The 22,982-nt window shown below is 65.8% G+C and carries 22 protein-coding genes; 12 read left to right on the top strand and 10 right to left on the bottom strand.

Annotated elements, in window-relative coordinates:
- Window positions 1-62: 62 nt before the first annotated feature.
- Complete coding sequence (locus ACT53M_RS08355; protein ID WP_476232662.1) at window positions 63-413, bottom strand: hypothetical protein; 351 nt, start codon at window positions 411-413, stop codon at window positions 63-65.
- A 73-nt stretch (window positions 414-486) separates the two neighbouring features.
- Here ACT53M_RS08355 and ACT53M_RS08350 point away from each other — a divergent pair, with 73 nt between their 5' ends.
- Entirely contained in the window at window positions 487-876 is a 390-nt protein-coding gene (locus ACT53M_RS08350; protein ID WP_476232660.1) for a hypothetical protein, read from the top strand.
- Window positions 877-912: 36 nt separating this feature from the next.
- On the opposite strand, the gene ACT53M_RS08345 is transcribed toward ACT53M_RS08350, so the two are convergent.
- Window positions 913-2,535 carry a recombinase family protein gene (locus ACT53M_RS08345; protein WP_476232659.1) on the bottom strand — a complete coding sequence of 541 codons (1,623 nt, stop codon included), beginning with the start codon at window positions 2,533-2,535 and terminating at the stop codon, window positions 913-915.
- On the opposite strand from ACT53M_RS08345, the gene ACT53M_RS08340 reads away from it, so the two are divergent.
- Both ACT53M_RS08340 and ACT53M_RS08335 read left to right on the top strand, forming a co-directional pair.
- Window positions 2,503-3,483 (top strand): glycosyltransferase family 2 protein, encoded by a 981-nt coding sequence (locus tag ACT53M_RS08340; RefSeq protein WP_476233226.1) that lies wholly within the window; start codon window positions 2,503-2,505, stop codon window positions 3,481-3,483. The genes ACT53M_RS08345 and ACT53M_RS08340 overlap by 33 nt on opposite strands.
- 311 nt (window positions 3,484-3,794) lie before the next feature.
- Window positions 3,795-4,580: a hypothetical protein gene (locus tag ACT53M_RS08335; protein WP_476232657.1), complete on the top strand. Its 786-nt coding sequence runs from the start codon at window positions 3,795-3,797 to the stop codon at window positions 4,578-4,580.
- A 52-nt stretch (window positions 4,581-4,632) separates the two neighbouring features.
- On the opposite strand, the gene arsB is transcribed toward ACT53M_RS08335, so the two are convergent.
- The 3 genes from arsB to ACT53M_RS08320 are packed head-to-tail and all read right to left on the bottom strand — an operon-like array spanning window position 4,633 to window position 6,484.
- Window positions 4,633-5,706: an ACR3 family arsenite efflux transporter gene (gene arsB / locus ACT53M_RS08330; protein WP_476232655.1), complete on the bottom strand. Its 1,074-nt coding sequence runs from the start codon at window positions 5,704-5,706 to the stop codon at window positions 4,633-4,635.
- Between the two features lie 4 nt (window positions 5,707-5,710).
- Window positions 5,711-6,139, bottom strand: coding sequence for an arsenate reductase (glutaredoxin) (arsC, locus tag ACT53M_RS08325; protein ID WP_476232654.1), 429 nt, complete (start codon window positions 6,137-6,139; stop codon window positions 5,711-5,713).
- A 12-nt stretch (window positions 6,140-6,151) separates the two neighbouring features.
- A complete protein-coding gene (locus ACT53M_RS08320; protein WP_476232652.1) occupies window positions 6,152-6,484 on the bottom strand; it encodes an ArsR/SmtB family transcription factor in 333 nt (110 codons plus the stop codon).
- A gap of 119 nt (window positions 6,485-6,603) precedes the next feature.
- On the opposite strand from ACT53M_RS08320, the gene ACT53M_RS08315 reads away from it, so the two are divergent.
- The 3 genes from ACT53M_RS08315 to ACT53M_RS08305 all read left to right on the top strand — a co-directional run bounded on the left by ACT53M_RS08315 (window position 6,604) and on the right by ACT53M_RS08305 (window position 10,047).
- Window positions 6,604-7,518, top strand: a complete 915-nt coding sequence (locus ACT53M_RS08315) for a sulfite exporter TauE/SafE family protein (protein WP_476232650.1) — start codon at window positions 6,604-6,606, stop codon at window positions 7,516-7,518.
- Between the two features lie 41 nt (window positions 7,519-7,559).
- Window positions 7,560-8,282: a TIGR02186 family protein gene (locus tag ACT53M_RS08310; RefSeq protein ID WP_476228744.1), complete on the top strand. Its 723-nt coding sequence runs from the start codon at window positions 7,560-7,562 to the stop codon at window positions 8,280-8,282.
- Between the two features lie 79 nt (window positions 8,283-8,361).
- Window positions 8,362-10,047, top strand: a complete 1,686-nt coding sequence (locus ACT53M_RS08305; protein ID WP_476232648.1) for an ATP-binding protein — start codon at window positions 8,362-8,364, stop codon at window positions 10,045-10,047.
- Between the two features lie 41 nt (window positions 10,048-10,088).
- On the opposite strand, the gene ACT53M_RS08300 is transcribed toward ACT53M_RS08305, so the two are convergent.
- Complete coding sequence (locus ACT53M_RS08300; RefSeq protein WP_476232647.1) at window positions 10,089-11,591, bottom strand: M23 family metallopeptidase; 1,503 nt, start codon at window positions 11,589-11,591, stop codon at window positions 10,089-10,091.
- Between the two features lie 249 nt (window positions 11,592-11,840).
- Between ACT53M_RS08300 and ACT53M_RS08295 the strand changes: the two genes are divergently transcribed.
- The 5 genes from ACT53M_RS08295 to ACT53M_RS08275 all read left to right on the top strand — a co-directional run bounded on the left by ACT53M_RS08295 (window position 11,841) and on the right by ACT53M_RS08275 (window position 16,647).
- Window positions 11,841-14,318, top strand: a complete 2,478-nt coding sequence (locus ACT53M_RS08295) for a helicase-related protein (RefSeq protein WP_476232646.1) — start codon at window positions 11,841-11,843, stop codon at window positions 14,316-14,318.
- Complete coding sequence (locus ACT53M_RS08290) at window positions 14,311-14,607, top strand: RNA-binding S4 domain-containing protein (RefSeq protein WP_476232645.1); 297 nt, start codon at window positions 14,311-14,313, stop codon at window positions 14,605-14,607. Before ACT53M_RS08295 ends, ACT53M_RS08290 begins: the two co-directional genes overlap by 8 nt.
- A 66-nt stretch (window positions 14,608-14,673) precedes the next feature.
- Window positions 14,674-15,012 (top strand): ferredoxin FdxA, encoded by a 339-nt coding sequence (gene fdxA / locus ACT53M_RS08285; protein WP_476228539.1) that lies wholly within the window; start codon window positions 14,674-14,676, stop codon window positions 15,010-15,012.
- A gap of 267 nt (window positions 15,013-15,279) precedes the next feature.
- Window positions 15,280-15,813 (top strand): CarD family transcriptional regulator, encoded by a 534-nt coding sequence (locus ACT53M_RS08280; RefSeq protein WP_010545041.1) that lies wholly within the window; start codon window positions 15,280-15,282, stop codon window positions 15,811-15,813.
- A gap of 117 nt (window positions 15,814-15,930) precedes the next feature.
- Window positions 15,931-16,647 carry a head GIN domain-containing protein gene (locus ACT53M_RS08275; protein WP_476232644.1) on the top strand — a complete coding sequence of 239 codons (717 nt, stop codon included), beginning with the start codon at window positions 15,931-15,933 and terminating at the stop codon, window positions 16,645-16,647.
- Window positions 16,648-16,661: 14 nt separating this feature from the next.
- On the opposite strand, the gene ACT53M_RS08270 is transcribed toward ACT53M_RS08275, so the two are convergent.
- From ACT53M_RS08270 to ACT53M_RS08260, 3 genes are all read right to left on the bottom strand, one after another.
- Window positions 16,662-17,285 carry a hypothetical protein gene (locus ACT53M_RS08270; RefSeq protein ID WP_476232643.1) on the bottom strand — a complete coding sequence of 208 codons (624 nt, stop codon included), beginning with the start codon at window positions 17,283-17,285 and terminating at the stop codon, window positions 16,662-16,664.
- Between the two features lie 66 nt (window positions 17,286-17,351).
- Window positions 17,352-18,014: a ligase-associated DNA damage response endonuclease PdeM gene (pdeM, locus tag ACT53M_RS08265; RefSeq protein ID WP_476232642.1), complete on the bottom strand. Its 663-nt coding sequence runs from the start codon at window positions 18,012-18,014 to the stop codon at window positions 17,352-17,354.
- A 41-nt stretch (window positions 18,015-18,055) separates the two neighbouring features.
- Complete coding sequence (locus tag ACT53M_RS08260) at window positions 18,056-19,456, bottom strand: M20/M25/M40 family metallo-hydrolase (protein WP_476232641.1); 1,401 nt, start codon at window positions 19,454-19,456, stop codon at window positions 18,056-18,058.
- A 119-nt stretch (window positions 19,457-19,575) separates the two neighbouring features.
- On the opposite strand from ACT53M_RS08260, the gene ACT53M_RS08255 reads away from it, so the two are divergent.
- On the top strand, window positions 19,576-20,964 hold the full coding sequence (locus ACT53M_RS08255) for an esterase-like activity of phytase family protein (RefSeq protein WP_476232640.1): 1,389 nt from the start codon (window positions 19,576-19,578) through the stop codon (window positions 20,962-20,964).
- A 46-nt stretch (window positions 20,965-21,010) separates the two neighbouring features.
- Here the strand turns inward: ACT53M_RS08255 and ACT53M_RS08250 are convergent, their stop codons facing one another.
- Window positions 21,011-22,972 carry a glycoside hydrolase family 125 protein gene (locus ACT53M_RS08250; RefSeq protein ID WP_476232638.1) on the bottom strand — a complete coding sequence of 654 codons (1,962 nt, stop codon included), beginning with the start codon at window positions 22,970-22,972 and terminating at the stop codon, window positions 21,011-21,013.
- Window positions 22,973-22,982: the final 10 nt, after the last annotated feature.

Here is a 22,982-nt window from a genome sequence, read left to right as displayed (position 1 = left end):
AACGCCGAGCAGCTTTTGCCCATGGGGTATTGCGGTTTAAGGGTAGGAATTGCCAGCAACTTCTAAATCAGGAACATGGCTGCAAAGCGGTCATGTTCTGTTTCAAATACCAATTCCCAAGCAAGTGCACCTGAGTCATCCTCATAATCAGTAAAAGTGAATATCGCAGCGCAAGGGATTTGATGAGCTTCACAAGTCCTGTAGGCTTTCATTAAATCGATGTTTGGCTTGAACGGGTCAGATGAGAAAGTGCTGATTTGAATCCGGTGTTCTATCTTTTGCGGTGCGGGATAATCCGTAAGAGTGGTGTCGATCACGTGGCAGACGGTTTCACCGATGGTGCCATCTTCTCGGATCGCAGGATATGGTCGTGTCTGATATGGAACGGGTGGCTTGCGCTTTCGGTATTTCATACTCGTATTTAATTGACAACGGATCGTTCACGCATATCAGATAGCGGTCAATGACGGTATTTGAGGAGGTTTTATGTCGTGGAAGGATAAGGTTCAGCCTGTCACCAAGAAGGTGGTTCCGGGCAAAACCAATGAGGATCGTGTTGCCGCTGGGATGGACGCTGCTTTGGCTGCATTCAAGAAGGGCAATGAGGGCGTAAAGCGTCCGACCATCACTCAGGTTGGTGATGTGGTTCAGTTCTCGGTTCGCTTCGGCACTTCGGCTTTGAAGCTGCTGGATAATGCCACGCTGCTTTCTGTTCCTGCCAAGGACTTGGGATCGGTTTGGGCTGAAATCCGCGCTGATGTGCTGGCTGGTGCGTTCTCTGATCAGATCGCTGAACTTTCTGCTCGTCGCCGTGGTCCGCGTAAGGCCGCTGCTGATGCTCCCAAGCGTCGTGGCCGTCCGCCCAAGAACGCATAAATAGCTGGAAGCGAAAGCGTTCTACAAAACACCGTTTCAGGCCGGGGGTGATTCCCCGGCCATTTCTTTGAGCACTTCTCGGGCATCGAGCGGGATGGACTGCTCAGCCTCCAGAAGCGTTCCATCAGCGTCAAAGTGCCACCAGTCGGATTCCGTCAAATAGATGCGGAACGTGCCAGTGGGTTCGATGTCGATGCGATGGATCAGTTGACTGAGCGCAGCATTGACGCTGGCTCGTGCCTCAAAGCGAACGTCAGGATCAGGATCAAGGATGCTCTCGCGTAGGGCTTCAACCTCAGCGTGAACCGAGCTTCGCGGGGCCTTATTGGTTTCCACGCTCAGTTGGTTCTTTGCCAGCTGGATTTGCGTATCCAAGCCTTCAATCTCTGCCTCAAGCTCACTCAACCGTTTGACCAGTGCTTTGGGGGCAGTGCCTTCCTGAATTGCTTCAACGATGTTCTGTGATTGGGTTTCCTTCAATGCGCGTTGCCTCGTTAGCTCCGCGATTTGCTGCTTGAACGCCTCACTACTAGTGGACTTTGTTTGGGCTTCCGCGATCCACGAGAGAGCTTCGTCAAGGACGGTTCGTTCCAGCACGTGATAAAGGACGGTTGCGTGGTTGTCGCAATCAACGTGCTGATAACGAGCCTCGTTACAGCGGGCATAGTAGGTCATCCCGCGCTTCTTGGTCATTTTGCTCGTGAGGGTGGCTGACTTTCCGCACTGGCCGCATTTCAGGAATCCAACGAACAGGTTGTGGCTCCGTTTGCGGGCATCACCGCCGAGCTTTGCTCGCTGCTCGCGGATTGTTTGTGCTAGGTTGAAGGTCTGAACATCCACCACAGCCGGGTAAAAGTTCGTGGCGATTGTTTCGCCTTTGACCGTCACATATTCGCCAATCGTCTGGCGAGCTTTCAGCACTTTGCTGATATAGCGCAGCGTCCATTCAGGTCGGTCTTTGTATCGCTTTTCCTTGCTCCACGGGCGTTCCTTCATGGCCCTTAGCTTGTAAAGGATTTGGAGGCTACCAAGGCCGTCACAATACCAACGAAACATCTGGCGGACGATTTCAGCCCGGTGTTCATTCAGGACGAATTCGCCATCCACGATATCGATCCAAGCCGGGATTTGCTTGGAGTGAGCTTTGGTTGAGCCAGCTGATATCTCTTTGTAGATTTTGTCCCACCACGCTTGCGAACGGGCGGATTTCTTCGCGCTTTCTTCCTCGCCCAATGCGCCTTTGATGATGGCGCTGAACAAATCCATCAGGTCGGTTTTTTCACCGGCCTTGTAGATATGGCCATCGTGGTAAGTGGCTACGTCAACGCCAGCTTCGTTGAGAGCCCATATGAGCCTTGCGGTGGCCTTGGCACCCTGACGGCTGAGACGGTCGACGTTTTCGCAAACGAGCACCGCACCATCGGCAAATTGGCCGGAGGCTGCTTGTCTCTCGAACTCAAAGAGTGCTGAGCCTTCCGCGCGATTTGCGCCCTTGAAGGCGCTCTTGGCTTCGTCCTTGATCTCTGAAACCAAATGCCAACCATGCTGGGCTATGAACTTGCGTCCATACTCCATCTGGCGCTCAACGCTGCTGCCGTTTTTCTGACGGGCTGAGCTGTAGCGAGCATACAGATATGCCGGTTTTCCGCTGATTCTCATGGGCTTTCTCTACGTTCTTGGCTGTTAAGAAACGGTAGTAAAACCGAACACGATGCGGAAGACATTGTCCATCCGCTCGAACTGCAGGTGATCGCGGCGCATCTGGAGCGCTATGCGGCGGTGCAGATCCCGGTGCTGCCGCTGCGCCACCCGGCGTCGATATTCGTCTCCGGTCATTATCTGGACGAGTTCGCTGAAGCCCATGGCAAGCAGATGCTGGTCCGTCAGGCGGTGCGGGCCGGCATGCCGCTGGCGGGGACGGGGTGCGCGATCCGGCGGACCATGCTGGCCCGCATCGCCGAGGCGCGCGGCGGGCTGCCGTTCGATTCGACCAGTCTGACCGAGGATTACGAACTGGGCCTGACACTGCGGGCAATGGGCGGCGACTGCGTGCTGGCGCGGGTGCCCGAGCGGCCGGGCGGCCCGCCGGTGGCGGTGCGGGCCTATTTCCCGGAAACGGTGCGCGCGGCGGTGCGGCAAAAGGCACGCTGGATGACCGGCATCGCGCTCGCCGGCTGGGACCGCACCGGGTGGAGCCGGTTCTGGGATATGGGCGACCACTGGATGCGCATGCGCGACCGGCGGGCGACGCTTGCCATGCCCGTGCTCGCCGTCGCCTATGCCGCGCTGGTGCTATGGGGCATGGCGCTCGCCGGCCACTGGATAGCGGCCAGCACCATGCCGATGCCGCATCCGCTGGTATCCGGCCTGATCGGCACCAACCTCACCCTGCTCAGTTGGCGCACGCTGGTGCGGGCGAGCTTTGTCTTCCAGCTTTATGGCCTGGCCGAAGCGTTATGGTCGGTGCCGCGGATCGTGGTGGCGAATTACGTCGCGCTGCTCGCCGCCCGACGGGCGCTGACCTTGTATCTGGGCATCCTGGCCGGACAGGCGCCGCGCTGGGACAAGACCGCGCATCAGTTTCCCGACGAGGCCGGGGCGGCGTGACCCGGCAAGGGCGAGGGCGGCCGCTGCGCTTCGTTGCGCTCGTCGCCTTCGGGTGGCTCTGCCTGCGCGGCGCCTTGCTCTGGTCTTCGGACCGAGGCGCGCCGCTGCGTTACGGTCCGCGCGCGCGAGCTACGGATGCGGTGCGCCCTGCGGATGGTCCTGCCATGCGCGCGGCGGACTCTGCCAGTCGCGCTGCGACTGCCCACCCGCTCGCGCCGAAAAGTGGGTGGAGCGGGGCATGTCGGGGCATCGAATATGTCCCGCTGTGCCACGGGATCGCACGGCGGCAGCAGTGGGGAACAGGTTCGCCCGTGTCGGCGCTGCCGGCGCACGCCGATGTGGTGGTGCCTGGTGGTTCCAGGCCGGAGCCCCAGCGCCCGCCGGGGGCGATGCGACTGACCGAGGGGATGCCGGAGGCCACGGCCATATTCTCCGTTCCGCAGGAGGGAAGCGGCGCCGTTCCCGTTGCGGCGGCGCCCCCGGGCGTCCGGTTGCAGGCGAGTGCGTGGCTGGCGGTTCGTCCGGGCCGCGGGATCGGGGCGGCGCCGGGCGGGGGGCAGATCGGGGGCAGCCAGGCCGGGCTACGGATCGTGCGGATGCTCGACAGCCGCCATCGGCTCGGCGCATTTGCCCGGCTCGCCGGGCCACTGGCTGGACGGGGCAGCGAAGCGACGCTCGGGCTGGAGTGGCAACCGCTTCGCGCGCCCGTCCGGCTGGTTGCCGAACGGCGCTTCGGGCTCGACGGCGTCCAGGGCGGTCCGGCGCTGGGGATGGTCGGCGGTGTCGATCATCGGCTCGCCGGTTTCCGGATCGAAGGCTATGGCCAGGCCGGCGCGGTGTGGCGCGACCGCCGCGAGCCGTATGCCGATGGTGCGTTGCGACTGACGCGGGCGGTGGGATCGCGCGGGCACCTGGGCGTCGGCATTTGGGGCGCCGCCCAGCGCGATGCGCAACGGCTCGACATCGGCCCCAGCTTTTCGCTGACGCTGCCGGTGCAAGGCCAGGCCCTGCGCGCGACGTTCGACTGGCGCCAGCGGGTGGTGGGGGATGCCCGGCCAGGATCGGGGCCGGCCTTCACCCTGGGTGCGGATTTCTGAAGCAGGGCGAAGGGCTTTCCTTCCGGTGCAACAGTTATTCCGCCTCGGCGCTTCACTGCGGCGCGTCTTTGGCGAGCCCGCGCGCATACCAGCCTTGCGACGCCTTCACGATCGCCACCACCGAAAGCATGACCGGCACTTCGACGAGCACGCCGACGACGGTTGCCAGTGCCGCACCCGATTTCAGCCCGAACAGCGAAATGGCGGCGGCCACGGCCAGCTCGAAGAAATTCGATGCGCCGATCAGGGCCGCAGGCGCCGCGACGCACCAGGCGACGCCAAGGCGGCGGGAGAGCCAATAGGCGAGACCGGCGTTCAGATAGACTTGCAGGAGGATCGGCACTGCCAGCAGCGCGATGACCATGGGCTGCGCGACGATCGCATCGCCCTGAAAGCCGAACAGCAGAACCAGCATTGCCAGCAGTGCCACGAGCGACACCGGACCGAGGCGCTTCAGCAACCGATCCAGCGCGGGCTGCCTGCCCCCTGCCAGCACGGCACGCCGGACGAGCTGCGCTACGATCACCGGCACGACAATGTACAGCAGCACCGATATCAGCAGCGTGTTCCACGGCACCGTGACCGAGGCGACACCGAGTAGCAGCCCGACCAGCGGCGCGAACAGAAACACCATCAGCACATCGTTCAGCGCAACCTGCGAAAGCGTATAGGTCGGCTCGCCTTCGCACAGGTTCGACCACACGAACACCATGGCGGTGCAAGGGGCTGCCGCCAGCAGGATCAGACCGGCAATGTAGGATGGTCCTTCCCCTGCCGGCAGGAAGGGCGCAAACAGCCAGCCGATGAACAGCGAGCCGAGTGCCGCCATCGAGAAAGGCTTCACTGCCCAGTTGACGAACAGGGTGACGCCGACGCCTTTCCAGTGCTGGCGGACCGACCCAAGCGCGCCGAAATCGATCTTGAGCAGCATGGGAATGATCATCAGCCAGATCAGCACGGCGACGATCAGGTTGACGCGTGCGACCTCGATTGCGGCGATCGTCGCAAAGGCGCCGGGCAGCAGATGCCCGAGCCCGATGCCCGCGACGATGCAAAGCGCGACCCATAGAGTCAGATAGCGCTCGAACGTGCCGATGCCCGGCCGTGCAGATGTTGCTGTGTCCATGGCTTCAGCGCAGCCGTTCGCCGGCGGCATCCACCACCTGTTCGCCGTCTTCCTTGGCGAAGGCGCCGCGTTGGCGCGCAGGGAGCAGATCAAGCACGGCTTCCGAGGGGCGGCACAGCTTCACTCCCAGCGGTGAGACGACCAGCGGGCGGTTGATGAGGATCGGGTGCGCCATCATCGCCTCGAGCAGCGCATCGTCAGACAGCGCGGTGTCGTCCAGCCCCAGCGCCGCATAGGGGGTGCCCTTCTCACGCAACAGATCTCGCGGCGTGATGCCGGCGCGCTCGATCAGCCCGATCAGCATCGCGCGGGAGGGTGGGGTCTTCAGATATTCGATGATGTGCGGTTCGATGCCGGCATTGCGGATCATGGCCACCGCGTTGCGTGACGTGCCGCATTCGGGATTGTGATAGACGATGATGTCGACGGCCATGGCGGCGTCCTTTCAGCAACAGGGGGCGAGTTCGGCAACCAGCGGCGCGCACAAGGCTGCGTTGCCGGCGCAGCAATCCTTGACGAGGAACAGCGTCAGCGCGCGCAAGCCCTCCAGATCGGCACGATAGACAATCGAGCGGCTTTGCCGTTCGGCGCGAACCAGGCCAGCGCGGGCAAGCACGCCCAGGTGCGCGGACATCGTATTTTGCGGAACGGCGATCTGGCGCGCGATCTCACCCGCCGCCAGGCCGTCAGGTTCATGCCGTACCAGCAGGCGGAACGCCTCTAGCCGCGTTTCCTGGGCAAGCGCCGCCAAAGCGGCAATGGCGGAGTTGTTATCCATATATCCAGAATAACAGATATACGGCGGGTGGCGCAACCCCGCTTTGTCGGCGCGCGGCCCTTCCGGCGGGGGCCATCCCTTTTGCACCGCCGCGCAAAGACGGCTAGGGCTGGGCGCGCATGGATCTCTATCTTCCCATCGCGAACCTGTCGGTCAATGCGCTGGTGATCGTGGCGCTGGGGCTGGGCGTGGGCCTGCTTTCGGGCATGTTCGGGGTCGGCGGCGGGTTTCTGACGACGCCGCTCCTCATCTTCTACGGCATTCCGCCCACCGTTGCCGCCGCATCGGCCGCCAGCCAGGTGACGGGGGCGAGCGTTTCGGGCGTGTTCGCGCATCTGCGGCGGGGCGGGGTCGATCTGCAGATGGGGGCGGTGCTGGTCGCCGGCGGTGCGCTGGGCAGCCTCTTCGGCGCCTGGTTGTTCACGCTGCTGCAGGCGAGCGGCCAGATCGATGTGGTGATCGGCATGCTCTATGTCATTCTGCTCGGGTCGATCGGCGGGCTGATGTTCCGTGAGTCGGTGGGCGCGATCCGGGTGAGCCGGGGCGCCGTGCCGCCCAAACCGCTCAAGCGCCGCCACCATCCGTTGGTCGCCGCGCTGCCGTTCCGCTGGCGCTTCTACACCTCGGGCCTCTACATCTCCCCGCTGGCGCCGCTGCTGCTGGGCTTTTTCACCGGCATCATGACGATGCTGCTGGGGGTCGGCGGCGGCTTCATCCTGGTGCCGGCGATGCTCTACATCCTGGGCATGGGGGCGCAGACGGTGGTCGGCACCTCGCTGTTCCAGACGCTGTTCACCACGGCGGTGGCGACGATGGTGCACGCCACCACCACCAAGGCGGTCGACATCGTCTTGGCTGCGCTGCTGCTGCTCGGCTCGGTGATCGGCGCGCAGCTCGGCGCGCGGTTCGCGGCGCGGGCCAAACCCGAATATCTGCGGCTGATCCTGGCGCTGATCGTGCTGGGCGTGGCGGTGCGGATGCTACTGGGCCTCGCCTGGCGGCCCGACGAAATCTATTCGGTTGCGGCGGCGTGAAGCGGTTGCGGCTCCTGCTGGTGGGGCTGGCGCCGCTGCTGATGGGTCAGTCCAAGCCGGTGCTGGTGCCCGATGTGTCGCAGCGCGACATCGAGATCGCCTATAGCTTCACCGGTGCCGAACTGCTGCTGTTCGGCGCGATCCTCTATCCTGGCGGCCGCAACCCCGACGCGGGCGAGCGGCCGGCTGACATCGTCGTGGTGGTGAAGGGCCCGACCGAATCGGTGGTGGTGCGCGAAAAGGAAAAGGTCGCCGGTATCTGGGTGAACGCCCAGCGGATGCGCTATCGCTCTGCGCCCAGCTTCTATGCCGTGGCGTCGTCGCGGCCGATCCGCCAGTTGGTCGACGAGCGGTGGCGGGCGATCTACGAACTGGGCGTCGACAGCCTGCAGCTTTCCCCGGCATCGGGCGCGGCCCCGGACGTGCAGGCGCGTTTCGACCACGGGCTGGTCGATCTGCGCAGGCGTACCGGGCTCTATTATGAAGCGCCGGGCGCCGTGGAGATCACCGACGGCGTGCTCTATCGCGCGCGGCTGACCATCCCCGCGCGCGTGCCGGTGGGGCGCTTCACGGCCGAGACCTTCCTGATCCGCGACGGGCGCGTGCTGGCGGCCGCCGTGCGACCGATCGAGATCCGCAAGTCGGGATTCGAGCGGTTCGTCGCGATGGCGGCGGACCGGCACATGGTCGTGTACGGGCTGACCGCCGTTGCCCTTTCCCTGCTGTTCGGCTGGGGCGCGGGCGCATTGTGGCGTCGTTTCTGACGCCATTTTCCGCGCGCGAACCCAATTTTTACTTTCTGTGCGCATGTTTATTGCGCCGGGGGGCTTCGGGGGCAGACCAATGGAAGGGTTTGGCGGAGTGCAGGGGTTTGAAGGCGCGACGCCTGTTGCGGCGCGGGACGCAATTGCGCCGTTGATGCCGGTGGCGGCGAATCTGCAGGCGATTGGCGTGGTGATGGAGATCGCCGGCGCCTCGAGCCAACTGGTGTTCGACATCGCCGAGCTCGACGCCTTGGCCAGGAATCCGGATGTGGCGATCGCCAGCGCGGGCCAGGTCGGTGGCCTGGTGAAGATTCGCATGGGTACGCGCTGGCTGGTGGCCAGTGTCCGCGCCCTGCGGCTCGATGCCAAGGGCGACCGCATTATCGCTACCGTCGATTATATGGGCGAAGGCGATGAGGAGCGGCTGACGGGCAAGCTCTATCAGTTCCGCCGCGGCGTCACCCGTTACCCCGTGCCGGGCGCCGATGTGTTTCCGGTCAACACCGCAGACCTCAAGCAGATATATGCCGCGACCGAGCGCGCGCATATCGAGATCGGCACGGTGTATCCGACGCGCGACATTCGTGCTGCGCTCTATGTCGATGCGCTGCTCGGCAAGCATTTCGCGCTGCTGGGATCGACCGGTACCGGCAAATCGACGGCGACGGCGCTGATCCTGCACCGCATCTGCGAGCGGGCGCCCGAAGGCCATATCGTCATGATCGATCCGCATGGCGAATATGGCGCCGCGTTCAAGGACAATGGCGCGCTGTTCGACGTGTCGAACCTGCAAATGCCCTATTGGCTGATGAACTTCGAGGAACATTGCGAAGTCTTCGTGACCAGCGAGGGTTCGGACCGTCAGGTCGATGCCGATATTCTCGCCAAATGCGTGCTGCAGGCGCGCGCGAAGAACCGGCTGGGGCAGGAGATCGGCAAACTTACCGTCGATGCGCCGATCCCGTATCTGCTGTCCGATCTGACCGCCATTCTCCAGCTCGAAATGGGCAAGATGGACAAGGCGACCGACACGGCGCCCTATCTGCGGCTGAAGGGCAAGATTGACGAGATCCGTGGCGACCCGCGCTATGCCTTCATGTTCTCCGGCATGCTGGTCGCCGACACCATGGCGTCGTTCCTGTCGCGCGTGTTCCGTCTGCCGGGCGACGGCAAGCCGATCTCGATCATCGACGTGTCGGGCGTACCGAGCGAAATCACGTCGGTGGTGGTCGCGGTGCTGAGCCGCACGGTGTTCGACTATGCGATCTGGTCGCGCGGTGAAGCGAAGCGGCCGGTGTTGCTGGTGTGCGAGGAAGCGCACCGGTACGTGCCGAACGAACGCAATGCCGACCGGTCGTCTGTGGGGCGCATCCTCAGCCGCATTGCCAAGGAAGGCCGCAAATATGGCGTGTCGCTGGGGCTCATCACCCAGCGCCCGTCGGATCTGGCCGAAGGCGTGCTGTCGCAGTGCGGCACGATCCTGTCGATGCGGCTCAACAATGATCGGGACCAGGCATTCGTGAAGGCGGCGATGCCCGAAGGCGCGCGCGGCTTTCTCGATTCGATCCCGGCGCTGCGCAATCGCGAGTGCATTGCCGTGGGCGAGGGCGTTTCCACGCCGATCCGCCTTTCGTTCGACGCGCTGGACGAAGCGAAGCGGCCGGCGTCGGACGATCCGCTCTTCTCCGAACTGTGGCGCAATGTCGGTGGCGAGGAGCAGATACTGGAGCGGACGATCCGCCGCTGGCGGGCGCAGGGCAAGTAATCGCCTGCCGGCCGCCGCTTCAGCGGCGGCGGCGCGAACGATCAATCGTCGCTATCGTCTTCGCGCTGGGCGCCATGGCCCACCGGCACGGCGAGCAACTGGTTCAGCTTGGCGCGGAAGGCGCCGAGCGCGCTGCCGGTCAGCTGGTGCACCGTGCTGAACGAGACGGCACGGGGGTTGACCGCGACGCCGTTTCGGGTCGTCTCGAAATGGAGGTGCGGGCCGGTCGACAGGCCCGAATTGCCGCTGGCGGCGATCTGCTGGCCGCGCCGGACATATTGGCCGGGATGCACCAGGATGCGGCTGAGATGGGCATAGCCGGTGCCGAAGCCCTGGCCATGGTCGATGCGCACCAGATTGCCATAGCCCGACGAGCGCGCAGCGATGCGGACGACACCATCGGCCGCCGCGAACACCGGCGAGCCCCAGGGGGCGGCGATGTCGATACCCTTGTGCATGCGGGTATAGCCGAGGATCGGATGCATCCGCATGCCGAACGCCGAGGAGAAGCGGCCATTGACCGGCATGGCCATCATGCCGCTGCGATTGCCCTTGCCGGAGGCGTCGAACCACTCGGTCTTGCCGTCGCTTTCCCACGGCACCAGCTTCACGCTGCTCGCGCAGCCGGTGATGCCGGCGTACATCAGCGAGCCATATTGCACTTCGCCGGTGGCGGCGCGCGCCTGGCCGAGGATCAGGTCGAACTTGCAGCCCGAGCCGAGATGCGACACCGGCACGCGGCTGGCGACGGTGCGCAGGAAGCTTTCGACGGCCTTGGCGGGCGCGCCGGCAGCGCGGGCCGAACGATAGAGGCTCGATCCGACCAGACCCTGGACGCGCAGCGGCGTATGGTCGATCGCGATCGGGATTTCCTTGAGCGACAGGGTGCCGCCGCTACGCACCACTTCCAGTCGCTTGTCGAAGGCGGCGCGGAAGGCGAGATGCTCGAGCGGGCGGGGCTGCGACTTGTCGGTGCGGCGGCCCAGCGTCATGTCGAGCAGCGTGTTGCGCTGGATGGCCGATGGCGCCATCGCCTGCGCCACCAGCGTCCGCACGGCGGCGGCGTCGGTCTTGCCGACGCCCGAGCGCTGCAGCACGCCGAGCAGCATGTCGCCCGAGGCAAGCTTGGCAGTTACCGGAATCATCGGCCGTTCGGGCGTGTCGGTCAGCGGCTCGACGGCCTTGGTGGCAGCGACGTGCACGCCGGTCGCGGAGCCTTGCGAAAGCGGGCGGATCGCCTGTGCCTGCGCGGCAATGCGGTCTGCGCCTGCCAGCGGCGCAGGCACTGCGCCGAGCACGGGGCGCTCAAAGCCCGGCGCGAGCAATATCGTGGCGCCGCACAGGCCAAGGCAGGTCGCGAGGCCCCGAAACCAGGTCCGGCTGCCGATATCGGCGCCCAGGTCCGGCACGAAATCGATTTCGGAAAGCCAGTGCTGCAGCGGGCCGAACGACAGCTTCGGCGGGGGTGCGATCGCCAGTGCGCGCGACGCTACGGTACCGCCGCCGCCGGCCAGTCCCGAACCATGATCGTCGCGAAAGAACAAGGCGTACTGCCCCCAATCCCACACATCGTCGCCGCCAAATCCCCCGGGCGACGACGAATCAGTGTAAAATTGAGGGTTTAAAGTCAAATTAAGTACCCTGTGATGCGGGTGGCGCTGCGATAGCCCGTGCTGCGCGCGGGGCGAAAGGGCGTCGGCGCGCGAAACTGTCGTGGATTAACCATCCGCATATGCAAAACGCAATTGGTGGGAGTTGCCTAAGGGCTCGTCCGGAACGATCTTGGGAGCACGATGAGCCAGTTCGCGCGTTCACCCGTCACGGCGGTGCTTGGGCCGACCAACACCGGCAAGACCCATCTGGCCGTCGAGCGGTTGTGCGGCCATGCCAGCGGCATGATCGGCTTTCCGCTGCGGCTGCTGGCGCGCGAAGTCTATGACCGTGTCGTCCGGATGAAGGGGCCGAACGAAGTCGCGCTGATCACCGGCGAGGAAAAGATACTGCCGCCCAAGGCGCGCTGGTTCTGCTGTACGGCGGAAAGCATGCCGCTGGAGCGCGAACTGGCGTTCGTCGCGCTCGACGAGGCGCAGCTCGGCGCCGATCCGGAGCGTGGCCATGTGTTTACCGACCGGCTGCTGCGCGCGCGCGGCCGGGAAGAGACGATGATCCTGGGGTCGGACAGTCTGCGCCCGATGCTGAAGGCGCTGGTGCCCGAAGCGGAAGTGATCGGCCGGCCGCGCTTTTCGACGCTCAGCTATGCGGGCGCCAAGAAACTCTCCCGCCTGCCGCGCCGCTCGGCGATCGTCGCCTTCTCGGCGGAAGAAGTCTATGCCGTGGCAGAGGCGCTGCGGCGGCTGCGCGGCGGGGCAGCGGTGGTGATGGGCGCGCTCAGCCCCCGCACCCGCAACGCCCAGGTGGCGATGTTCCAGGCCGGCGAAGTCGATTACCTCGTCGCCACCGACGCGATCGGCATGGGGCTCAACATGGATGTCCACCATGTCGCCTTTGCCTCGCTCTACAAATTCGACGGGCGGCGCCAGCGCCGGCTGACGATTGCCGAGATGGCGCAGATCGCCGGCCGCGCCGGCCGCCACCAGAAAGACGGCAGCTTCGGTGCGCTGCACGAGGAGGGTCCCGATGCCTTCACGCCCGAGGAAGTGCTGGCGATCGAGGGGCATCAGGTGCCGCGTCTCGAGCATCTCTATTGGCGCGAGGGCGAGCCCGATTTTTCGAGCATAGACGCGCTGGTCGACAGTCTGGAGGCCAGGCCGCAGTCCGACGTGCTCCGCGCCGCCCCGCAGGCGATCGACCTTGCCGTGCTCAAGCGGCTGGCCGAGGAGGATTGGGTGCGCGCCCGGGTGCGCCATCCGCGCATGGTCGCGCGGCTCTGGGCGGCGTGCGGCCTGCCCGATTTCCGCAAGCTGGGCGTCGATCCCCATGCCCGGTTCGTCGGGCGGGTCTTCGGCCATCTGTCCGAGGGGCGCGGCCATGTGCCGCACCAATGGTTCGCCGACGAAATCCAGCGGCTCGACAATATGGGAGGCGATGTCGAGACGCTGGCCGGGCGCATCGCCGCAGCGCGGAGCTGGGCCTATATCGCCCATCGCGCCGACTGGCTGGAAGACCCGGCGCACTGGGCCGAACGCACCCGCGCGATCGAGGAGCGGCTGTCCGATGCGCTCCATGCCAGCCTGACCCAGCGCTTCGTCGACAAGCGCACCACCGTGCTGCTGCGCCAGATCGGCAGCGATGCCAGCGCGCTGCCGGTGACGATCGGGCCGGAGGGCGAAGTGACGGTCGAGGACCATCCGCTCGGCCGGCTCGAGGGCTTCCGCTTCAGCGTCGCGCCCGAAGCGCGGGCGGGCGACAAAAGGATGCTGCTCGCCGCAGCCGAAAAGCGGCTGGCGGGCGAATATCGCCGCCGCGGTGCGGCGCTCGCCGAGGCACCCGATGCGGAACTGGCGCAGGAGGGCGCGATGCTGCTGTGGCGCGGCCATGGCATCGCGCTGCTCAAGCCCGGCGCGAACATGGTGCGGCCGCGCGTCCAGCTCGATCGCGCGCTCGACGTGCTCGATCCGCAGGCGAAGGCGGCGGTGCAGGCGCGGCTCGAGCGCTGGTTTGCCGACCGCGTGCGTGCCGATCTGCCGGTTCTCGCCAGGCTCGATGCGATCACGCGCGAGCCCGAAGCGGGCGCGCCGCTGCGGGCGCTGGCGAATGCGCTGCTCGAGGCGGGCGGCATGCTGCCGCGCCGTGCGGCGGGCGCGATGGTGGAGGCGCTCGACGCCACAGCGCGCAAGCGGCTGCGCACCATCGGCATGACGATCGGCACGCTCGACATTTTCGCGCCCTCGCTGCTCAAGGCGAAAGCGGCGGTGCGGCGGCGGGCGCTGATGGGGCTGGGCGACGGCCCATCGCCCAGCGCAGTAGTGTTGCCGCGCGATGCCGCCGGTGCCGATCTGATCCATGGCTTCCGCCCGTTCGGCGCGCAGGCGGTGCGGGTCGATCTGGTCGAGCGGATTGCGCGGGCAGCGCACGACTCGCGCCAGGGGCGCAAGCCCTTCGCACCCGATCCCGCGCTCGCCACCTCGATCGGTATCACCCCCGACACGCTGGCGCGGCTGATGGCGCAGCTTGGCTTCCGCACCGCGCGCGGCGAGGGCGAAGCGCCGCAACGCTGGATCTGGCAGGGGCTCACGCCGCTCGCCAAGCCCAGGCCGGCGGCGGTGCCCGGCAACGCCTTTGCCGCGCTGGCAGTGCTGCGCAATGGCTGAGGGGGCGATGCGGCTCGACCGCTTTCTCTGGCATGCGCGGATCGCCAAGACGCGCAGCGCCGCGCAGGCGATCTGCGAACAGGGGCGGCTCCGGCTCGACGGGCGGCGGATCGAGCGATCGGCGGCGCCGGTGCGGGTGGGGTCGGTGCTGGCCTTCCCGCTATACGGCAAGGTACGCGTGCTCCGCGTCGTTGCGCTGCCCGTCAGGCGGGGCCCGCCCGCCGAAGCACGCGGCTGCTACGAAGACCTGATCACCGATAATCCCGCCGAAGCTGCCACAGCTGATTGACGTGCGCGGCAGCGGCGCATAGCAGGGCCGGCATTTCTTCGATCGCAACCAAGGACCGTTTCTCCCATGACCTATGTCGTCACCGACGCCTGCATCCGGTGCAAGTACATGGATTGTGTCGAGGTGTGCCCGGTCGACTGCTTCTATGAAGGCGAGAACATGCTCGTCATCAATCCGAACGAATGCATCGATTGCGGCGTCTGCGAGCCCGAATGCCCGGCCGAGGCGATTCTTCCCGATACCGAGAACGGCCTGGAAAAGTGGCTGGAGCTCAATCGGGTATATTCTGAGCAGTGGCCGAACATCACCCAGAAGGGCGAAGCGCCGGCCGATGCGGATGCGATGAAGAACGAGACCGACAAGTTCGACAAATATTTCTCGGCCAACCCTGGCAAGGGCGATTGATCGCGCCGGCGATTCGCATCGCCGGCCGCCGACAAGACCAATATGGGACAATCCTGCGCCGTTGTGCAGTTTTCTGCGCAGCGATGGTGACGTTTGGCTGGTAATTTTATTACGAGCGTGTTAAATAGCCGGCGACGAAGGCAAAGACTCGCCTTCGCCCGGAGACGCTAGCGTATGCCCCGAGTCCCGCTTGTTCGACGCGCCACGCGCGGCCGGACCTGCGCCGTAATCGATCGGGGTCGGTAATTCACGAAAGGTTCCTCGCACATGGCTGCCAAGGCGCTGTCCTTCGATGTCGGCGATTATGTCGTTTACCCCAAGCACGGCGTGGGCCGTGTGATCGAGCTGCAAAAGCAGGAAATTGCTGGGATGCAGCTCGAACTCTACGTCCTGCGTTTCGAAAAAGAAAAAATGACCCTGCGCGTACCGACCAACAAGGCCGAGAGCGTGGGGATGCGCAAGCTTTCCAGCGACAAGACGCTCAAGGAAGCGCTCGATACGCTGAAGGGCAAGCCGAAGGTAAAGCGCACCATGTGGTCGCGCCGCGCCCAGGAATATGAAGCGAAGATCAATTCGGGCGACCTGGTTTCGATCGCCGAAGTGGTCCGCGACCTGTTCCGCGCCGACGACCAGCCCGAGCAGAGCTATTCCGAACGGCAGATATTCGAAGGCGCGGCCAGCCGCCTCGCCCGCGAACTCGCCGCGATGGAAGAAATCGACGAGCCGGCGGCGCTGGAAAAGATCCTGGACATCCTGCGCAAGGCCGCAGCGATCCATAACAAGGACAAGGTTCCCGCCTGAGGCGCGAACCCGAAGGGTCGGAGCAAAAGGGGGCGAGGCCATGGTGCCGCGCCCCCTTTTCGTTGGGCATTTGATTGTGTATTATCGCGGCAACACACAAGGATGAGGAGGATCGGAATGCGCCTGTTGCTCACCGCTGCTTTGTTGCCGCTGGCCACGGGTTGCCACGCGAGCTGGGAAGGCGGCAAGGCCGCACCCGTCAGCGGCGGCGGCGCCAATCGCAATTACGCCGCCACCGGCTTCACGCAGGTCGAATTGCGCGGCCCCGACAATGTCGATGTCAGCCTCGGCAACAGCTTCTCCGTCCGGGCAGAGGGCGACCCCAAGGCGCTCGACCTGCTCGACATCCGGGTCGAGGGCGACAAGCTGAAGATCGGCCGCAAGCAGCATAGCGGCTGGTTCCATTCGGATCGCGGTGTGACGGTGCACGTCATCCTGCCGCGCCTGACCGCCGCGGCCGTGGCGGGTTCGGGCACGCTCGACGTGGCGCGTGCCGAGGGGGATTTCGATGCCGCCGTCGCCGGATCGGGCGATCTGAACATCGCTGCGGTGCAGGCGCACAAGCTGTCGCTCAGCATCGCCGGTTCGGGTAACCTCAGCGCGGTCGGTACGGCCGACCGGCTCGATGCGTCGATCGCCGGCTCGGGTGACATCAAGGCTGCGCGGCTTTCCGCTACCGCTGCCGACGTGTCGATTGCAGGCTCTGGCGATGTGACCGCGGCGGTGCACGGCAAGGCATCGGTGTCGATCGTCGGCTCGGGCGACGCCGTGCTGACTGGGGGCGCGCAATGCTCGGTCAGCAAGATGGGCTCGGGCGACGCGAAATGTTCGTGATGTCTTGACCGCGATCAGTCGACGAGCGTCGCTGGCTCTACTGAAATCGACGTACCGGTCGCGTCGGGTACGAACGTGACGAGCACCTGCGCGCTGTGGCCGCAGGCGGCGGCGCTCCACTGCTCCTGCCAGGCGTGCGGCCGTGCGCCAGCAGCGCCCGTATATTTGCTGTCTCGTACGACGATGCTGGCGCAGTCCTTAATGGCGGTCCGAACCGCGAGGTGCACGAACTTCAAGGCATCCCGTTGTAGCGCAAGGTCTGCGTGTGTGGTGCCCGGAACGCCGACGATACTGACGATCTTCTCGTCGGGCTGACCGCGGAAATAGAAATTAATGGTGGTATCGTTCCCGCAGCCCGTAACGGGAAAGCTTTGTCGCCAAAGACCCGAGACGGGATACCCGTCGGCCGCAAAGGCTACGGGCTCGATTATCTTTACCTGAGAGCCAGCGGAGACCAAACGGTCGCAACGCTGGAATATGGCTGGCGGCAAGTTGGCGAAGAGGCGCTGGAGATTCTGCGTGTAGCCAGCAGAGTTCACGATGGCCTGCAAAGCGGCGGAGGGATTTGAATCCTGCCCTGCAATCGACGGCGAAGCGATGGTCAGCGTCGCGAGCGCCAGGCTTGCACGAAATTTCATCGGAGCGTGCCCCCCAAAAAGCGGTCCTTGAGCTTTAGCAGCGGACGTGCCCGATCGCCACCGTCGCTACGCCGCCAGCGGAAAGCGCAGCAGCTTGTGTTCGGTTGCCACCAGTGCCTCGGCGCCCGGGCCTACGGCGCGGACGATTTCCGGGTGTCCGGCGTCCAGCCCGCCGGTGAGCGCGCCGAAGGCGGGCAGGATCAGCTTGGTCGCCGTCGCCACGAAGCAGCGGCGGGCGACATGGCGGCCGCGTACCGTCAGGCGCAGCTTGGGGTGGAAATGGCCCGACAGCTCGGGCCGCGGCTCGCCCGCCTGAGCTTCGTGGCGCAGCACCAGCCCGTTGACCACGGCTTCCTCGTGCACGGTGCCGCCGCAATGATCGACCAGCACTGCATCATGATTGCCGGTGATCCAGTGCCAGTCGAGCTGTGCGGTGAGGCCCAGCAGCAGCGCGCGCGCCGGGCCCGGCAGGCGCGCGCACCCCTCGCCGTCGTGGAAGCTGTCGCCCAGGCACCAGAGCTCGGCGGGGTCGAGCCGCTCGACCAGCGCGCCCAGCGCCTGCAGCGTCGCGAGCGAATCATAAGGCGGCAGCATCTGGCCAGCTTTCGCGAACCAGCTTGCTTTCTCGAAATGCAGGTCGGCGACCAGCAGCGCGCGCCGCGCCGGCCAGTAGAGCGCGCCTTCGGGCAGCGCACGCAAATCCTGGCCGGCGAACGAAAGGGGAACCATGGCGTCGCTATCCCGCGTCCGCGCGATGGCGTCAATGCCCCTCAGGCGGCGGTTTCGCCGAGCGCGCCCAGGATGCGCACCCAGGAGCGGATGCCCTTGTGGAAGCTCTTCAGCGCATATTTCTCGTTCGGCGAATGGATATTGTCGTCGGGCAGGGCGAAGCCGACCATCACGCTGTCCATGCCCAGGATCGAGCGGATCGAATTGACCACCGGGATCGACCCGCCGCAGCCGAGCAGCGCCGACTTGCCCCATTCGGCATCCAGCGCCGCGCGCGTTGCAACGAGCGGGCCGCTGTCGCTGGAAAGCGTGACGGCGGCATTGCCGGGGCCGCGCGTGACGAACTCGGCCGAGCAATCGGCAGGCAGGCGGCTGCGGACATGGGCCTCGAACGCCGCCCAGACCTTGTCCGGATCCTGCGTGCCGACCAGCCGGAAGCTGACCTTGGCATGGGCTTCGGCGGGGATCACGGTCTTGAACCCCTCGCCGGTATAGCCGCCCCAGATGCCGTTGATTTCGGCGGTCGGGCGCGACCAGCTCTGTTCGAGCACGTCATGGCCCTTTTCGCCGGCGGGAATGCTGAGGCCCACTTCGCCGAGGAAGGTATCGGCGTCGAAGCCAAGCGCGTCCCAACTCGCCCGCACCACCGGGTCGACTTCCGGCACGCCATCATAGAAGCCGTCGAGCGTCACCCGGCCATCGGCATCCTTCATCTCGCCCAGAATGCTGCACAGCAGCTGGATCGGGTTACGCGCCGGGCCGCCATACAGGCCCGAATGCAGGTCCCGCGAGGGCCCGCGTACCGTCACCTGGCCGGCGGTCATCCCGCGCAGGCCGATGGTGATGCCGGGCGTGTCATGGTCCCACATCAGCGTGTCGCACAGCATCGCGAAATCGGCCTTCAGCTCTTCGGCATGGGCGTGGAGGAACGGTTCGAGGCTGGTCGAACCCGATTCCTCTTCGCCTTCGAGCAGCAGGGTGACGCGGCAGGGCAGGGTGCCGGTCGTGTCCTTCCAGGCGCGGCATGCCTCGATGAACGTGCGGAGCTGGCCCTTGTCGTCCGACGCGCCGCGCCCGACCACGGTGCGGGCACCATCGGCGCGGGTGTCGATCCACGGCTCGAACGGGTCGCGGGTCCACAGAGCGAGCGGATCGACCGGCTGCACGTCATAATGGCCGTAGAAGAGGATGTGCGGCCCGGCGCCGTCATGATGCGCCACCACCATCGGATGCCCCGGCGTGTCGGCCACCCGCGCGTCGAACCCGAGTTCGGCCAGTTCGGCCGCAAGCAGTTCGGCGGCGCGGCGGCAGTCGCCGGCATAGGCGGGATCGGTGGAGATCGACGGCACGCGCATCAGCGCGAACAGGCGGTCGAGGCTGGCGTCGAGCTGGCTGTCGGCGCAGGCGAGAACGGGGGCGAGGGCGGTGTCTGAGTCGAGCATGGCCGGGGGCTACGCCTGCCGCCTGCACGGGGCAAGCCTCGGCCGCCGCTTGTCGCCGAACTGTCATGCAGGCAGCGTAGCCCCGCTGCTGCGGGGGCGCGGGTCGGGAAGGAATGATAATGCTACGAATGCTCGCAGGGCTCGCGGCCGGGGTGCTGGCGGCGGCCAGCCCGGCCGAGGCGCAGGTCGTGCTGCTCGCACAGGGTACGCTGGCTGGCAGCAGCGCCGGCACGGGCGTCGATCTTTCCGGGCTCGACTATCGACTGGAAAACGGGCTGCCTGCCAATATGCTCGGCGGAACCGGCTCCGCGCTCGCCTGGGCGGGCGGCAACCACTTCCTCGCCGCGCCGGATCGCGGACCCAATGCCACCGATTATAACGCCGCGGTCGACGATACGGTGTCGTTCGTATCGCGCTTCGATACGCTCGACATGGTGCTGACACCCGCCGCACCCGGTGCGGCACTGCCCTTCACGCTCAAGCCGGTGCTGACCGCGACGACGTTGCTGTGGAGCCCGGCGCCGCTCGCCTATGGCGACGGCACGGGGCTCGGCGCGCGGAGCGATGGCGCGCCGCTGGGCGGCGGTGCCCCGGGGATCAACACGCCCACACGCCATTATTTCACCGGCCGTTCCGACAATTTCGGCGCGGGCAGTTCGGCCAATCCTGCCGACGCCCGGCTCGACCCGGAGGGGCTGCGCGTGGCGGGCGATGGCCGCAGCGTGTTCGTGTCGGACGAATATGGCCCCTATCTGCGCCAGTTCGACCGTGCCACCGGGGCACTGATCAAGACCTTCGCGCTGCCTGCCAATCTGGCGATTGCCAAACCGTCGCCGCACGGCAAGGCAGAGATTGCGAACAACCCGGTGGGCCGCGTCGCCAACAAGGGGATGGAAGGGCTGGCGATCACGCCCGACGGCAAGACGCTGGTCGGGATGCTGCAAGGCCCGCTGGCGCAGGACAAGGCCGATCCCGAAAGTGCGCGGATGCTGCGGATCGTCACTGTCGACATCGCCAGCGGCGCGGCGCACGAATATGGCTATCCGCTCACCGCCGGATCGGGCGTCAGCGAAATCGTGGCGGTCAACGACCATCAGTTTCTGGTCGACGAGCGCGACAATAAGGGGCTGGGCGAAGGCAGCGCCGCGAAGGTGAAGCAGCTGTTCCTGATCGACCTTGCCGGGGCTGCCGACATCACCGCCCTGTCCGGCAAGGCGGCTGCCGCGAAGATGCTGGCCAAGCCGGCCGCGCCGTTCCTCGATCTGGTGGCGCTGCTGACCAAGGCGGGGATTGCCGCCACCGACATTCCCGCCAAGATCGAAGGGCTCAGCTTCGGGCCGGATGTCGCCTGTCGCGGGCAGATGCTCCACACGCTCTACATCGCCAACGACAATGACTTCGTGCCCGATCGCACCGGCCCCAGCCGCTTCTATGTGATCGGCTTTACCGATCGCGACCTGCCCGGCTTCGTTCCCCAGCACTTCACGCTACCGGACGACAAAAAATAGGCATCCCGCGGCAAGGCGGCGCGACGAAACGCGCCGCCCCTTCGGGTCAGCGCCGGGCCGGCCGGTCGATGCAATATTGCTCGCAAATGGCGTGGGCGACGTATCCGGCAGCGGTCGCGAAGGCGAGGCCCTGATGGTCGGGCTGGCCATCCTCCGGGCGGACACCCTCGCTCATGATGCCCCCGTCCCACGCGCTTTCGGTCAGGATTTTCAGCGCCTGCGCGCGCCCTGCCTTCAGCCGCAGATGGTCTGCCACCGCCCAGGAGGTGGTAAAGGGAAGGCGGTAGCTGCCGGGCAGGCCATAACGCTGGCCGGCAAAGCTGTAGCGATAGTTCGGCCCGTGCAGCCAGGCATAGGTGCGCCGGAACAGCGGATCGTCTTCGCTGAGGAAGCCGATATAGGGCAGCTTCATCAGCGATCCCGGCGGCACGTCCATGAAGTCGCCGCTGCTGCCGTCGACGGTGGCGGCAAGGATCGGGCCGTCGGCACCGGGCGCACCCGCCTGCACGCCGTACCGCAGGATCGCGGCCTTGAGATGCGCGGCTTCGTCGCGGAAGGCCCGGGCGCGCGCCGGCTGCCCTTCGCGTGTGGCGATGGCGGCGAGGGCCTGCAGCGCCTGCCAGGTCAGCACATTGTCGGAAATCGAGAAGGGCTTTCGGATATATTCGTCCTGCGCGTCCTGGAAGGTCGCATAGAGCCCGGTCTTCGCGTCGCGCTGTTCGGCTAGGCGCGTCGCGATCGATGCCAGCGCGGCGCGGTGCCGTTCGAGCATCGTCCCGTCCTGCGTCGCATCGAGATACTGGCCGAGCGCGATCACCGGGGCGATCAGTTCGTCCAGCTCGAACCCCTCTTCGAGGACGATGCCGTCGATGAAACGGCTGTGCACGCCGGCGTTGCGCGCCTGCATGCCCAGCGCATAGTCGAGCGCGGCGGCGGCGCGGGCCGGATCGGTATCGAGCAGCGCCGGGAAGCTCCACAGCATCGCATCGCGGTCCCAATAGGCGGCCGAGACATAATAGCGGTTGGAGCGCGAGGTCATGCCGACGAAATCCTCGGTGTCGATCGCGCGGCCCCAGGCGAAATAGGTGGTGAACAGCAGGTTGCGGTTCATCACCAGGTCCAGGTCGGCGCGGCCGGTGGTGCGGGTGCGGCGATGCGCATCGTCGGCGGCGCGGTCGATCACGCCGTCCATGCCATAGCGGTCGATCGCCTTTTCGAGCACGCGCATCGCATAGGCAGCCGAATATTCCTCCAGCCCCCCGCCGATCAGGAAATGCATGTCGAGCGCGGCACCCGGCGCCAGCGTCTGCGGATGCACGGCGCGCAGGCCGGGATCGCCTTCCTTCCGCACCGTCGCCTGCGAACCGACATAGGAAAAGCCCCAGGCGAAATGGCTGTCGTCGGTGCCATAGTGGAAAATCGCCATGTCGGCGTCGATCGGCGTCGGCGTGTACCAGCGGCGGCCGCTGAGCGGCACGGGCGAATAAGTGACCCGGTGCGTCTCGCCCCAGTGCACGTCCATGCACGGCGCCACCCGCACCGGCTGGCCGCGCCGGTTGTCGACCTGAAAGCGGATCACCGCGGCGCGGGCATCGGGCGGCGCGACATAGGTCAGCCGCACGCGGAGGCCGTCGGCTTCCATGGTGGCTGTGGGAATCCAATAGTCGCGCAAACTCCATTGCAACTGCGAAAGCGGCCGCGCGACACCATCGATTTCGATGCACGGCGTCATCAATGGTTTGCCTTCTGCGCCAGCCATTTCAATCAGTCCGCGATATCGCAGCGAAATCATGTTGAGATCTCGCAGTGCACCATCGCGGGCCTGGATGGACGGGAGCGCGATCCAGTCGTTGCCGGTCGGGATGACATCGCTGTCACCCAATTTGAGAGAGACGGTCCGCGCTGCTTCCGGTCCCGGTATGGCCAGGGCGACGGGGCACGCCGCGGCGACCATGCCGGCGGACAATGCTGCCGTAACACAGAATTTAATCGTGGTTTTCAATGGCATTATGGTTCCT

Source organism: Sphingomonas sp. DMC6 (assembly GCF_056314225.1).
This window is presented reverse-complemented; position numbering and strand designations above follow the sequence as displayed.

Bases quoted from the DNA above. Each gene is read 5' to 3' on its own strand.
- ACT53M_RS08305 (WP_476232648.1), top strand. From the start codon at position 8,362: ATGGAAGGGTTTGGCGGAGTGCAGGGGTTTGAAGGCGCGACGCCTGTT.
- ACT53M_RS08260 (WP_476232641.1), bottom strand. From the start codon at position 19,456: ATGCTCGACTCAGACACCGCCCTCGCCCCCGTTCTCGCCTGCGCCGAC.
- ACT53M_RS08290 (WP_476232645.1), top strand. From the start codon at position 14,311: ATGGCTGAGGGGGCGATGCGGCTCGACCGCTTTCTCTGGCATGCGCGG.
- ACT53M_RS08270 (WP_476232643.1), bottom strand. From the start codon at position 17,285: ATGAAATTTCGTGCAAGCCTGGCGCTCGCGACGCTGACCATCGCTTCG.
- pdeM (WP_476232642.1), bottom strand. From the start codon at position 18,014: ATGGTTCCCCTTTCGTTCGCCGGCCAGGATTTGCGTGCGCTGCCCGAA.
- ACT53M_RS08350 (WP_476232660.1), top strand. From the start codon at position 487: ATGTCGTGGAAGGATAAGGTTCAGCCTGTCACCAAGAAGGTGGTTCCG.
- ACT53M_RS08255 (WP_476232640.1), top strand. From the start codon at position 19,576: ATGCTACGAATGCTCGCAGGGCTCGCGGCCGGGGTGCTGGCGGCGGCC.
- ACT53M_RS08280 (WP_010545041.1), top strand. From the start codon at position 15,280: ATGGCTGCCAAGGCGCTGTCCTTCGATGTCGGCGATTATGTCGTTTAC.
- ACT53M_RS08355 (WP_476232662.1), bottom strand. From the start codon at position 413: ATGAAATACCGAAAGCGCAAGCCACCCGTTCCATATCAGACACGACCA.
- ACT53M_RS08310 (WP_476228744.1), top strand. From the start codon at position 7,560: ATGGGTCAGTCCAAGCCGGTGCTGGTGCCCGATGTGTCGCAGCGCGAC.
- arsC (WP_476232654.1), bottom strand. From the start codon at position 6,139: ATGGCCGTCGACATCATCGTCTATCACAATCCCGAATGCGGCACGTCA.
- arsB (WP_476232655.1), bottom strand. From the start codon at position 5,706: ATGGACACAGCAACATCTGCACGGCCGGGCATCGGCACGTTCGAGCGC.
- ACT53M_RS08250 (WP_476232638.1), bottom strand. From the start codon at position 22,972: ATGCCATTGAAAACCACGATTAAATTCTGTGTTACGGCAGCATTGTCC.
- ACT53M_RS08345 (WP_476232659.1), bottom strand. From the start codon at position 2,535: ATGAGAATCAGCGGAAAACCGGCATATCTGTATGCTCGCTACAGCTCA.
- ACT53M_RS08315 (WP_476232650.1), top strand. From the start codon at position 6,604: ATGGATCTCTATCTTCCCATCGCGAACCTGTCGGTCAATGCGCTGGTG.
- fdxA (WP_476228539.1), top strand. From the start codon at position 14,674: ATGACCTATGTCGTCACCGACGCCTGCATCCGGTGCAAGTACATGGAT.
- ACT53M_RS08295 (WP_476232646.1), top strand. From the start codon at position 11,841: ATGAGCCAGTTCGCGCGTTCACCCGTCACGGCGGTGCTTGGGCCGACC.
- ACT53M_RS08275 (WP_476232644.1), top strand. From the start codon at position 15,931: ATGCGCCTGTTGCTCACCGCTGCTTTGTTGCCGCTGGCCACGGGTTGC.
- ACT53M_RS08320 (WP_476232652.1), bottom strand. From the start codon at position 6,484: ATGGATAACAACTCCGCCATTGCCGCTTTGGCGGCGCTTGCCCAGGAA.